The sequence below is a fragment of the Aeromonas sp. S11(2024) genome, assembly GCF_041402345.1.
GTDB classification, from domain to species: Bacteria; Pseudomonadota; Gammaproteobacteria; order Enterobacterales; family Aeromonadaceae; genus Aeromonas; species Aeromonas veronii.
The window spans coordinates 159,232-171,027 of sequence record NZ_JBGLRC010000004.1; the positions used below are offsets into that span (position 1 = coordinate 159,232).

General features: G+C 58.1%; 11 protein-coding genes. 7 read left to right on the top strand and 4 right to left on the bottom strand.

Annotation, left to right across the window (positions count from 1 at the left end; translation table 11 throughout):
* Positions 1–199 precede the first annotated feature (199 nt).
* On the top strand, positions 200–481 hold the full coding sequence (locus ACB040_RS05505) for an RNA recognition motif domain-containing protein (protein ID WP_371153523.1): 282 nt from the start codon (positions 200–202) through the stop codon (positions 479–481).
* A 71-nt stretch (positions 482–552) separates the two neighbouring features.
* Here ACB040_RS05505 and ACB040_RS05510 read toward each other — a convergent pair whose 3' ends face one another.
* Positions 553–1,452: an aldo/keto reductase family oxidoreductase gene (locus tag ACB040_RS05510; protein ID WP_371153521.1), complete on the bottom strand. Its 900-nt coding sequence runs from the start codon at positions 1,450–1,452 to the stop codon at positions 553–555.
* 147 nt (positions 1,453–1,599) lie between these two features.
* Here ACB040_RS05510 and ACB040_RS05515 point away from each other — a divergent pair, with 147 nt between their 5' ends.
* From ACB040_RS05515 to ltaE, 3 genes are all read left to right on the top strand, one after another.
* Positions 1,600–2,007, top strand: a complete 408-nt coding sequence (locus ACB040_RS05515) for a helix-turn-helix transcriptional regulator (protein ID WP_033137628.1) — start codon at positions 1,600–1,602, stop codon at positions 2,005–2,007.
* Positions 2,008–2,094: 87 nt separating this feature from the next.
* Positions 2,095–2,796: a short-chain dehydrogenase gene (locus tag ACB040_RS05520; protein ID WP_371153518.1), complete on the top strand. Its 702-nt coding sequence runs from the start codon at positions 2,095–2,097 to the stop codon at positions 2,794–2,796.
* 112 nt (positions 2,797–2,908) lie between these two features.
* Positions 2,909–3,928 (top strand): low-specificity L-threonine aldolase, encoded by a 1,020-nt coding sequence (gene ltaE / locus ACB040_RS05525; protein WP_069527969.1) that lies wholly within the window; start codon positions 2,909–2,911, stop codon positions 3,926–3,928.
* An 89-nt stretch (positions 3,929–4,017) separates the two neighbouring features.
* Here ltaE and ACB040_RS05530 read toward each other — a convergent pair whose 3' ends face one another.
* From ACB040_RS05530 to ACB040_RS05540, 3 genes are read right to left on the bottom strand one after another with little or no spacing between them, the layout of a single operon-like run.
* Positions 4,018–4,449 carry a PAS domain-containing protein gene (locus tag ACB040_RS05530; RefSeq protein WP_201938066.1) on the bottom strand — a complete coding sequence of 144 codons (432 nt, stop codon included), beginning with the start codon at positions 4,447–4,449 and terminating at the stop codon, positions 4,018–4,020.
* 8 nt (positions 4,450–4,457) lie between these two features.
* Entirely contained in the window at positions 4,458–5,480 is a 1,023-nt protein-coding gene (locus ACB040_RS05535; RefSeq protein WP_201938065.1) for a response regulator, read from the bottom strand.
* Positions 5,481–5,534: 54 nt separating this feature from the next.
* Positions 5,535–6,473, bottom strand: a complete 939-nt coding sequence (locus tag ACB040_RS05540) for a LysR family transcriptional regulator (RefSeq protein ID WP_005337171.1) — start codon at positions 6,471–6,473, stop codon at positions 5,535–5,537.
* 861 nt (positions 6,474–7,334) lie between these two features.
* Here ACB040_RS05540 and ACB040_RS05545 point away from each other — a divergent pair.
* From ACB040_RS05545 to nfsA, 3 genes are all read left to right on the top strand, one after another.
* A complete protein-coding gene (locus tag ACB040_RS05545) occupies positions 7,335–9,287 on the top strand; it encodes a bifunctional diguanylate cyclase/phosphodiesterase (RefSeq protein WP_013723827.1) in 1,953 nt (650 codons plus the stop codon).
* Positions 9,288–9,430: 143 nt separating this feature from the next.
* Positions 9,431–10,996 (top strand): AbgT family transporter, encoded by a 1,566-nt coding sequence (locus ACB040_RS05550; RefSeq protein WP_338771340.1) that lies wholly within the window; start codon positions 9,431–9,433, stop codon positions 10,994–10,996.
* Between the two features lie 71 nt (positions 10,997–11,067).
* Positions 11,068–11,793 (top strand): oxygen-insensitive NADPH nitroreductase, encoded by a 726-nt coding sequence (nfsA, locus tag ACB040_RS05555; protein WP_338771338.1) that lies wholly within the window; start codon positions 11,068–11,070, stop codon positions 11,791–11,793.
* Positions 11,794–11,796: the final 3 nt, after the last annotated feature.

Sequence of the window (11,796 nt, forward strand, 5' to 3'; positions counted from 1 at the left end):
CAATTCCCGGCAAAGCTCAGATACTGCCAGTGACTCGAATTGATCTTGTCTGCACTGTTAACCCAAGAGATCAATCACTTGACGACAGTGTGGAGAAGGCCACGGCATGAAGCCATGGCAGGTCCGGCATAGGGGTTGTGCCCTTACCGTTATGCTGGGAATTGCATAGAGAAGGCACCTTGAATCGAGAGTGGATGGCATGAAGATTTACGTAGGAAATCTGTCGTACCGGATGACGGCCGACGAACTGAAAACCCTGTTCAGCCAGTTTGGACAGGTCGACAAGGTTGATATCATTATCGACCGCGATACCGGCCAGTCAAAGGGGTTTGGTTTTATTGAAATGCCGGTCAATGGTGATGCCGAGAAGGCCATCGCTGGTCTGCATGGCACTGAAGTCGGTGGCCGTACCATCACCGTCAACCAGGCCAAACCGAAGGCAGATGCTCCCCGTGGTCGCCCGCAACAGCGCCACCGCTAAGGTGCCTCGGCAATAAAAAAACGGCATGGGTTTCCCCCATGCCGTTTTTGTTTCTGGACGTTTTGTGGTGATCAGGGGACGTCGTAACCGAGCGCCGCCTTGCGGATGCGGAACCACTGCTGGCGATTGAGGACGATGGATTCGGCGGCCACGGCGGCAGCAATCCGCTCTCGTTTGCCGGAGCCAATCAATGGCAGCGGCTGGCTTGGTAGCATCATTACCCAGGCGTAGACCACCTGCTCGATAGTCTGGGCGCTCACTTCCTGACGGATCTGCTCCAGTTCGGCACGCAGCGGGGCATAGGCGTCATCGCTGAACAGTCGGCCGCCGCCGAGACATGACCAGGCCATCGGCTTGATGCCAAGCTGCTGGCACTGATCCAGGGTACCATCGAGGGTTCCCTCCTGATGAAGCGGTGAGATCTCCAGCTGGTTGGTGACCAGCGGGAAGGGGAGGCGCGATTGCAGTAGCTCGAACTGACGGGCGGTGAAGTTGGATACCCCAGCGTGCTTGATCTTGCCCGCCTGTTTCAGGGTGATAAAGGCGTCGGCCACTTCATCTGCGTTCATCAGGGGATCTGGGCGGTGGATCAGCAGCAGGTCCAGATGGTCGGTGCCGAGCTTGCGCAGCGAGGCCTCGGCGCTGGCGATGATATGGTCCTTACCGGTGTTGTAGTGGTTGAGAGCATGCTCCGGCTTGGCGGTGAGGGCGATGCCGCACTTGGTGACGATCTCCATCCGGCTGCGCAGGGAAGGCTCGAGGCGCAGGGCGTGACCAAAGGCCTCTTCACACTGGTAGCCGCCATAGATATCGGCGTGATCGATGGTGGTGACCCCCAGATCCAGATGATATTTCATCAGGTCGAGCAGAGCGGCCGGAGAGAGCTGCCACTCCATCAGGCGCCAGTAACCCATGATGAGGCGAGAGAAGGTGGGGCCTTGCAGATGCAGGGCGACACGAGATACAGACATGGTTGACTCCTTGAAAAACACGATGCGAAAACGATGTGCAACATAGATGACTGCGGGCATCTTGGCCTCATGTGGCTGGCAAAGCAATAATGGGCAGTAGCATGATTCGAACTTTGGTTCTGATCGCTGAGTAGGAGAGAGAGTTGGATGGAAGGATTTGCCGAGCGCTTGCAGAGCCTGATCGGGGAGATGAGCGTGAGCGCGTTTGCCCGCAAGGTGGGGCTCAGTGAAGCGCTGATCCGCAAATATTTAAAGGGAGCCGAGCCTGGCCTGGCGCGGGCCAACCAGATCGCCATGGGGGCCAACTGCTCGCTGGAGTGGCTGGCAACCGGCTGCGGTTATCTTTACCGTCAGGCGGAAGTGGTAGACAGGGAGGCGCTGGCAGCGGCGCAGCAACTGCTGGGCGAGCAGCAACCCGGGGTGGGGCTGCCCGATGAGGAGGCACTGGTCACCCTGCTCGCCTATTACCAGTTTTTGCGCACCCACAAGAAAGCGGACGGTTTTCTCGACTTGGCGCTGGCGCGGGAGTTTGGTCGCCATCTGGGGGAAGCGTGATGAGGGGCATATTACCCTTTGGTCGTGTCACGGCCGGTTGATTATTCTGATACGCTCTAAGCAAGATAACTCTCCATGGAATGGGCGATGAGCTACTTGATCCTCGGAAGCGGTGCGCTGGGCTCGGCGCTGGCAAGAGAGCTGATGGCAAGGGGGGAGTCCTTCCTTCTGGCCGGGCGCACCTATCCAAAAGGGATCGAGATGGGGGCTTTCTTCCCGCTGCAAGAGGTGGACGCCATCTCGTTCGACGCCCTGTTTACCCTCTACGACACCGATCCGCTTCCCACTGTGGTGATCAACACCATCGGCCTGTTGCACGATGTCAGCTTTATGCCAGAGCGGCGGGTCGAAGAGGTGCACCCCAAGTGGCTGTGCGACAGCCTGCTGGCCAATGCCTGGCCAACGCTGGCGCTGGCTGCCCGTTTCAGTCGGTTGATGGGCAATGACCATCCGCTGTGGCTCTGTGCCATCTCTGATCTGGCGGGCTCCATCACCGCCAATCTGGAGGGGGGGCGTTACAGCTACCGGATGAGCAAGGCGGCCCTCGACATGGGGGTGAAAACCCTGGCCCTTGAGTGGACGCAGCGTTTCCCGCAAGCAGGGGTGGTGGCCGTTGCGCCCGGCTTGATGGACTCCCCGATGAACACCCCCTTTCTGAGCGAGTTGCCCGCGGATCAATTGCAGGAGCCTGCCGAGGTGGCGGTGAAACTGCTCAATCTCATCAAGGGGTTATCGTTGACCCAATCGGGTCAGCTACTGGATCTCAACGGTCAGCCGCTGCCTTGGTAAATCCCGCCTGCGGGTTCTATGGACGTCTATTGGCTTCACATTCTGCTCATGCGCCCCTTGCCAAGCGAGGGGCGCATGGCTAACGTCACTCTCCTGTTTCAGGAGGGATCTCATGCGCTATATCGATTTACGAAGTGACACCGTCACCCAGCCTACTGACGCCATGCGTCAAGCCATGCTCCACGCCGAAGTCGGTGACGATGTCTATGGTGAAGATCCGGGCGTCAACGCGCTGGAGGCCTTTGGGGCCAGATTGCTGGGCAAACAGGCGGCGCTGTTTGTGCCGTCCGGCACCATGTCCAATCTGTTGGCGGTGATGAGCCACTGTCAGCGCGGTGAGGGGGCCATCCTCGGCAACGCCGCTCACATCTATCGCTATGAAGCGCAGGGGAGTGCCGTGCTGGGCTCCGTAGCCCTGCAACCCTTGCCGATGCAGCGCGATGGCACGCTGGCATTCGATGATATCAAGGCTGCGCTGGCCCCTGATGATGCCCACTTCGTCCAGACTCGCCTGATCTGCCTTGAGAACACCCACAACGGCAAGGTGCTGCCGCTCTCCTATCTGCAGGAGATGGGGGCATTTGTTGCTGAACGTGGCTTGAAGCTCCATCTCGATGGCGCACGGCTCTTTAACGCCGCCGTGGCCAGCGAGACCCCGGTCGAGGTGATCGCTGCACCGTTTGACAGCATCTCGATTTGTCTCTCCAAGGGGTTGGGGGCACCGGTGGGCTCGCTGCTGGTGGGCAGCCACGATTTCATCGCCCGTGCGCGCCGCCTACGCAAGATGCTGGGGGGCGGCATGCGTCAGGCGGGCATTCTGGCGCAAGCCGGTTTGTTTGCCCTAGAGCAGCATGTGACCCGTCTGGCCGATGATCACCGCCGTGCCAAACGGTTGGCCGAAGGGTTGGCTGCACTGCCGGGCATCGAGCTCGACCTCTCGCTGGTGCAGAGCAACATGGTGTTCCTGCGGCTGCATGAGGGGGAATCGGCCCCTCTGCTCGCTTTTATGAAGGAGCGGGGGATCCTCTTCTCCGGTTACGGCGAGCTGCGGCTGGTGACCCATCTGCAAATCAACGATGACGATATTGAAGAGGTGATCGACGCCTTCACCGAGTATCTCGGAGCGCGTTGAGACGGCTGGTGAGGTAGAGGTTATACCAAGACCTGTTCATACCGAAATAACAGAGGGCGCCGCGGCGCCCTCTGTTATTTGCTGCAAGCTCAAGCCTGCCGCTGGCCGCTCATCAGCATGGCCTCATCGGTGGCGTCGTAGATCATCACCGCGATATGGGTTACTTGACCGCCGAAATCGGCCAGTGGCACCAGGGTCAGATTCTGGAACATATGGGGGGCAGAGCCGGTAATGGGGCGATAGTTGGAGAAATGTAGCAGATAGGGCTTCTGCTCCCAGGTGCTGAAGGCGCGGTTGTTGAGTTTGAAGACCATGTTGGCCTTGCGTTCGAACCAGGCTCTGTCCACATCGGGGAAGAGCTCGAACAGTACGCCATCGCGCACGTCACTGGCCAGTCGGCCGCTGTGGCTCTCCATAAAGCCGTTCCACACCTGAACCTTGTACTCCTTGTCGAGCACTACCAGGCCTACGTCCAGGTTCTGGACTATGTTCATCAGCCAATGAAATTCACGGATTTCCATAGTCACTCCTAGAGCATGTGCATGATTTTGTTGTTCATGGTGGCGATGGAATCTTCGGTGAACAGCAGCAGCAGATCACACTGCACCGCGTAATCCTGGATCCGGTAGTTGATCTCGATGGCGAGCGTGCGGCGCCAGCGACTCTTGTTGGTGTTGATCAGCTCGTTGATGGGTCTGTGCTGGCCGAGCACCACAGGGTGCCCCTGACTGAAGGGGGTGTCGAGCTGGTTGGCGTAGCCGCGCAGGAAGGCGCCGATCAGCACGTTGGCGGTATCCATCAACAGCTCCAGTTCGGCGGTGCGATCCAGCGTCCCCTGATGGTTCATCAGCTTGGCCAAATCTTTGAAGCTGGAGTCATGGAACAGGATCAGCGCTTCACCGGCGATCCCCGCTCCGATAAACCCCTGACAGACGGCGGAGAGGGTATCTGAATCCGCAGCGGCCGAAAGGGCCATGTGCAGCTCGGAGACCTCCAGCACGTTGACGTTGGGGATAGGCAGTACCACGAAGGCGTTGAGTAGACGAGCCAGCAAGTCGGCGGCCTGACCCATGGAGACGTTGGCCAGCTCCTGATAGACATCGCGGATTTCGGGGGTGATCTTGACGCCTGCATCGGCTACAACGCCGTTTGGCTGCAGTTCGGGGACGCTTGCTTGACCGCTCGGGGCGGCACTCCAGAAATCATGCTTTTTGAGCAGGGCGAGCAGGGTTTCTGGGGCGGCGGGTTTCTTGATGAAATCGAGCGCCCCCAGCCCCATGACCCTTTGATAGGCCTCTGGTTGGATATCCCCGGAGACCACGATCACCTTACTGCGTAGACCCTCCCGTTGGAGGGTCTCCAGCACGCCGTAACCGTCCATTTCCGGCATGGTCAGATCGAGGAAGATGAGATCGCCATGACCCATCAGCACCTGTTCGATCCCTTCGAGACCATTGGCTGCGTAGTGCAAATTGACTTTCCAGTCGGCCGGGAGCGCCCGCGCCAGCTGTTTGCGGGCGAACCCGGAGTCATCACATATCAATACATTCATGGCGTTAGGCAGGCTCTGTTGGCAAGGGATGCTATAAGTGTGGCCCGCTAACGGTCAGATGCAATGGGTGAGGCTATCACCTTGTGAAAATTGGTTGTCCCACTGCCGATTGCGATAGCGTGCTGAGTATTTTTCAACAAATTCAACGAACATCTTAACACGCAACGGAGCGAACTGGTGCTGGCAACACAACATGTAGAAGGGGCGATTGCCGGTTTGCCAGTCGGTCAGTACCGGCACCAGCTGCTCGTCATGGAGGAAGCTGCTCAGATAGTGCAGCGGGGCGTTGACGATCCCCAGATGACGCCGGGCTGCACGTACCGCGGCCTGGGTCTGGTTGACGGTCAGTTTGGCGCTGCGTTTGATGCAGACGCTCTGGCCATCCTTGTCGGTCAGCTGCCAGTGCTGGTGAGGCCAGCAGTAGATGAGATCGTGCTCTTCCAGCTGGTTGGGATGGGAGGGGGTGCCCTTTTTGGTCAAATAGAGTGGTGAGGCAAACAGGCCGTACTCGATATGGCCGAGACAGATCGCATTTGGCAGCGACTGGGGTAGCTCACCGTTGAAGAACACCAGATCCCGATCATTGTCGAACAGGTGCTGGTGATCATTGGTCTGGGTGATATCGAACTGTACCTCGGGATAGTGCAGCCCGAATTCGGCCAGCATATCGATGAGGATGGTGTTGGAGAGCGCGATGGGCGCAGCTATCCGGATAAGCCCTGTGATGTCGGCCTCTTGACCCTGGATCTCGCTGGTGGCCTGCTCGATTTGCGCGAGTGGCGTGCAGAGACGTTCGTAGTATCTGAGGCCATCATCGGTAAGGCGGAGCTTGCGGGTAGAGCGATGTAGCAGGGAGCAACCCAGTTGCTCTTCCAGCTGGGAAATGCGTCGACTGATGGTGCCTGTTGGCATGCCCAGTGCGGCTGCAGCGTGGGAGAATCCTCCCTCTTGCACCACCTTGACGAACAGGTAGAACTCTTCGATGTGCTTCATAAACGCTGTTCTGGGTGTAACAAGGGGGCAACCATAAAAAGAGCGTTCCGGGTTGGCAAGGTTAATTCAGCGTTTAATTGATCTGGATTCGATTTCTGTTGATACCAGTTCTCCACCCGCCCGTCATCTCAGTTTCCCCGAGCTGGTGATTATTCCGGCACGATGCCAAATGGTACTGCGGCAGTGATGTTTGCCATATTCCCTGATTTGTTCCGCTATAACCGCAGGCGAAGGCCGATATTGCAACCTGATGGAAGGGCGCCGGGTTGCTCTGCGTACTCAGCCGGGGTGGTTTGCCATCCACTGCCAATGTGATGCAGATCATATATTCGGGTTTTGCTCATTGCCTGTTGAAAAATGAATTTGGGGTATATCAATTCCGCCTTAGTGAACTATTTTTGTCCGTTTTGGCGTTTTTTTGGCTGTTTATCCATCCGCTTGGTTAATTAATGGAAGCTTTGTGACAGAGAGTGATGACTATTTCCACCATTGATTTAAATGTTAATAACAAATTTATCGCAGCAAATATGCAATTGCTCTTTCAAGGTCTCGAGTGGATAGCTCTTAGTGCTTGTTTTTACTGGGGAAAAAAGTTAAAAATCGACTATATGATTTGCCTGGATTAACAGGGTCCTTGGCTGAGTCCTTTGTAGTATTGCCGTACAGGCTGCCCTGTTGTTGATATCTGAAATAGTTTTGTCCGCTCTTGGCTATGTGAAAAGGGATAATGGCCGAGAGGTATTTGCACCTTGCATTCTGCAGCTAGCGGTTTGCCAGATCTGTTTTCCGGTTAACCAGTGACCATCCAGCATGAATGACCTTGACCAGATGAATACGCTTGACGAACGGTTACTGAAGACGATGGATGTTCTGCATACCCCGATCTGGGTTTATGACATCGAGCATCACCATATTTTCTGGGCAAACAGCGCCGCGCTCTCCGTGTGGGAGGCGACGTCTCTCGACGAACTCTGCTCCCGCGACTTCTCTGCCGATATGGCAACCGCCATCGATCTGCTGCTGCAGCGCTATCTGGGTGATTTTCAGCAGGGGCGCAGTTACAACGAGTGGTGGACCCTCTCCCCAAAGGGGGTCAAGAAGCAGATCTATCTACGCCTCTCCGGTATTCAGCTGGCTGGCCGGCTGATGATGATGACCGAAGCGGTGCTCGACTCCGATACCCTCTATCAGGAGTCCTCGCTGGCAACCGGCGATACCCTTGCCTGCCTGTTCGATAGCCATGGTGTGTTCGAGAGTGGCAACTATCACTTCGAAATGTGTTTCGGCCACCAGATCGCCAAGCTCTCCCAGGTTTTCTCCGGCAATGATGACAGCTTCTACCAGAAGCTCTCCCGTCTCGATGAAGTGGTGACCGAGGGGGAGTGCCGTACCCTCAAGGGGATGCGCTGGTTCCAGTATCAGTTCCGCTATATCCAGCAGGGGGCCCGCATTCTGCTCACCATGCGGGATATTACCGATCGCAAACTCGAAGAGCTGGAGCATCGCCACCTCGCCTGGCACGACTCCCTGACCGGCCTGCTCAATCGGTATGGCTTGATGAAATCCCTTGAGGCCTATTGCGGGCTGGGGGAGCGTTTCGCGCTGGTGTTCATGGATCTGGACAACTTCAAGCTGGTCAACGACAACTACGGCCACAAGGCGGGAGATCGCCTGCTGGAGCGGGTCGCCGGTCGCCTCAAACAGATTTGCCCGCGGGATGTGGAGCTGGCTCGCCTCGGTGGCGATGAATTCACCGCACTGGTGCCGCTGGGCAATCAGGGGGATCGGGCGCAAGAGGTGGCCGATCAGATGCTCTCCCAGATGACCAAGCCGCTGCAACTGAGCGGGCTGCCGGAGGTGACCATCGGTGGCAGTATCGGTATCGCCATCTATCCCGATGATGCGGATGACGGGGACAACCTTATCACCCGTGCCGATATGGCCATGTATCAGGCCAAGCAGATGGGGCGGCTGCGCTGGCAGCGTTTCACCCCCAGCATGCAGCAGACCCTGCAGCGCAAGCTCAATCTCAAACAGTTTCTGGCCAAGGCCATCGGCCGTCAGGAGCTGAGCCTCTGTTACCAGCCGCAGGTCGATGCCGCCAAACGGCGTCTGATCGGTTACGAGGCACTGCTGCGCTGGTACAACCCGGTGCTCGGCCATGTCTCGCCGGTGGAATTTATCCCGCTGGCCGAAGAGATGGGGCTGATCCGCGAGATCGGCAGCTGGGTGCTCTCCACCGCGCTGGCACAGGTAGCCAGCTGGCAGAAGCGCTTCCATCAGCGGGTGCCGGTCTCCGTCAACCTCTCCGGTTTCCAGCTCTCGTCGGCGTTGCCCGGGCAAGTTCGCCAGCAGCTGGAGCTGCACGGGGTGGATGCCTCCCTGTTGACGCTGGAGCTGACCGAAACCGTGCTGATGCTCGATATGAAGGGGTGCCTCGGCATTCTCGATGATTTGAGCGAGCAGGGGATCAAGATTGCCATCGATGATTTCGGTACCGGCTACTCCTCGCTGGCCTATCTCAACCGGTTGCCGATCAACAACATCAAGCTGGATCGCTCCTTCGTGGTCGGCCTCAACTTGCCGGTGATCCGGGCGACTGCGGCCATGGCCACCAATCTGGGGTTGGGGATCATGGCGGAAGGGGTGGAGGAGCCTCACGAGCTGGCCGCACTGCAGACCCAGGGGTGCCATGTGTTTCAGGGATATCTGTTCAGCAAGCCGCTGACAGTGGCACAAGTCGAGGCGAGCGGTTTTGTGGTGGAGTGCCAGGTTGGGCGTTATCCACTGCTAGATGCCGTGATGGCAGAGTAACAAGTGTGCGTTAAGCCACAACTTGGGATTTTATTCCGCAATATTTAATCAAAATTAATCATTCTTTTGCGATCGGTCATGAGACGGATTGGCTGGAATTGCTAGCATGCGACCTCGTTTCTAGGGAAAGGAGTATCGCAATAATGAGTCATGCTGCTGTCAATGACCGTCCGGCCAGCCCTCCCAAAGGTTGGCTGAACCGTTTCCTCAATGGCGTCGAGAAAGCCGGGAACAAATTACCCGACCCCGCCATGCTGTTCCTCTACGCCTTGCTGATCGTCTGGGTCGGCTCCTGGGTGTTGTCACAATTCCAGTTTGATCTGGTCAACCCCCGTACCGGGGAGGCGGTAGTGGTCAACAACCTGCTGACCGGTGCCGGTCTGGCCGAGTTTCTCTCCACCATGGTGACCACTTTCACCGGCTTTGCCCCGCTGGGGATCGTGCTGGTGGCCATGCTCGGGGTCGGGGTGGCCGAGCAGTCCGGTTTTATCAATACCGGTCTGAAAAAGTTACTGAAAGTGACGCCTGCCCGTTTTCTCACTCCCATGCTGATCCTGGTGGCGATCGTCAGCCACACCGCCGCAGATGCGGGCTATGTGCTGGTGATCCCCATCGGTGGCATCATCTTCCACGCTGCCGGACGCCATCCGCTGGCGGGGATCGCAGCTGCCTTTGCCGGTGTCTCCGGCGGTTTTGCCGCCAACTTCCTGCCCTCCGGCGGGGATGCGCTGCTGCAGGGTTTTACCCAGTCCGCCGCTCAGTTGCTCGATCCTGACTACATGGTCAACACCCTGTGCAACATCATCTTTACCGGTGCCTCTTCGTTGCTGATCATCTGCGTCGGCTGGTTCGTCACCGAAAAGGTGGTGGAGCCGCGCCTCAAGCATGTGGCGCTCAACGAGGATCTGGAGAGTGCCGACGAGATGGGGCGCTACAGCGCGCAAGAGAGCCGGGCCTTCAACTGGGCCGCGTTTGCCATGCTGGCGGCCATCGTGCTGCTGGCGCTGGCGCTCTCCCCGAGCGATTCACCGCTGCGTGCTGCCGATGGCTCCCTGACCACCTTCGCCGCACCGGTGATGAAGTCCATAGTGCCGCTCATTTTCCTGCTCTTTATCCTGCCCGGGATTGTCTACGGCTTTGTCGCAGGCAGCTTCAAGAGTGGCAAGGATGTGATCGATGCCATGTCGGCCACCATGAACAAGATGGGCTCCTACATGGTGATGGCCTTCTTCTGCGCGCTCTTTATCAAGGCGTTTGGTGACTCCAATCTGGGCACCCTGCTGGCCCTCTCCGGTGCCGAAGTGCTCCATGCGCTGGCGCTGCCCGGTGAGGTGACTATCGTCGGGATGATCCTGCTCACCGCCAGCGTCAATCTGGTGGTGGGGTCGGCTTCGGCCAAGTGGGCGCTGATCAGCCCGATCCTGGTACCCATGCTGATGGCGGTGGGGATCTCCCCCGAGCTGACCCAGGCGGCCTATCGGGTAGGGGATTCCGCCTCCAACATCATCACCCCGCTGATGGTCTTCTTCCCGCTGGTGGTGGTCTATTGCCAGCAGTATGTGAAGAGCACCGGGATCGGTACTCTGGTCTCCATGATGCTGCCCTACTCGCTGGCCTTCCTGGTGAGCTGGACGATTTTCCTGCTGCTCTACTGGGCGCTCGGCTTCCCGCTCGGGTTGCAAGCCCCTTACGTCTATCCTGTCCCTTAAGCTGGGTGTGCGAGGGAGCCTTGGGCTCCCTCGTTTTTTTCGCTATGGTGTTACCTCATTTTGGAGGTGCCATGAATCAGACCATCGATCTTATCCTTTCCCATCGCTCCATTCGTCAGTTCACTGCCGAGCCGATCGCCCCGCAGCAGCTGGATGCCATTCTCGCCGCCGCCCAGTCGGCATCGACCTCAAGTTTTCTGCAGGTGACCAGCATCATTCGGGTGACCGGGCCTGAAGCGCGCAAGCAGCTGGCACAACTGGCGGGCAATCAACCCTATGTTGAACAAGCGGCAGAGTTTCTGGTGTTTTGCGCCGATTACCACCGCCACAGCCAGATAGTGCCAGATGCCCAGACCGGCTATGCGGAGCAGCTGCTGATCGGTGCCATCGACGGCGCCCTGATGGCTCAAAACGCCTTGCTGGCGGCGCAGTCGCTGGGGCTGGGCGGGGTCTATATCGGCGGCATTCGCAACCATCCGGCCGAGGTGAGCGAACTGCTCGGCTTGCCCCATCAGGTGATCCCGCTGTTTGGCCTCTGCCTTGGTCATCCTGCCCAGCAGCCGGAACAGAAACCCCGTCTGCCTAGGGGATTGGTGGTGCATCAGGAGCGCTACCAGCACGAGTTGGATCGCGACCTGCTGGCCCGGTACGATCAGCAAATCGCGGACTACTATCAGGCTCGCAGCAGCAACAACAAACAGCAGACCTGGAGCGGCCAGATCCGCGCCATTCTGGGCAAGGAGTCCCGTCCTTTTATGCTGGGATTCCTGCAATCGCGGGGCTTTAACCTCAAGTAATGG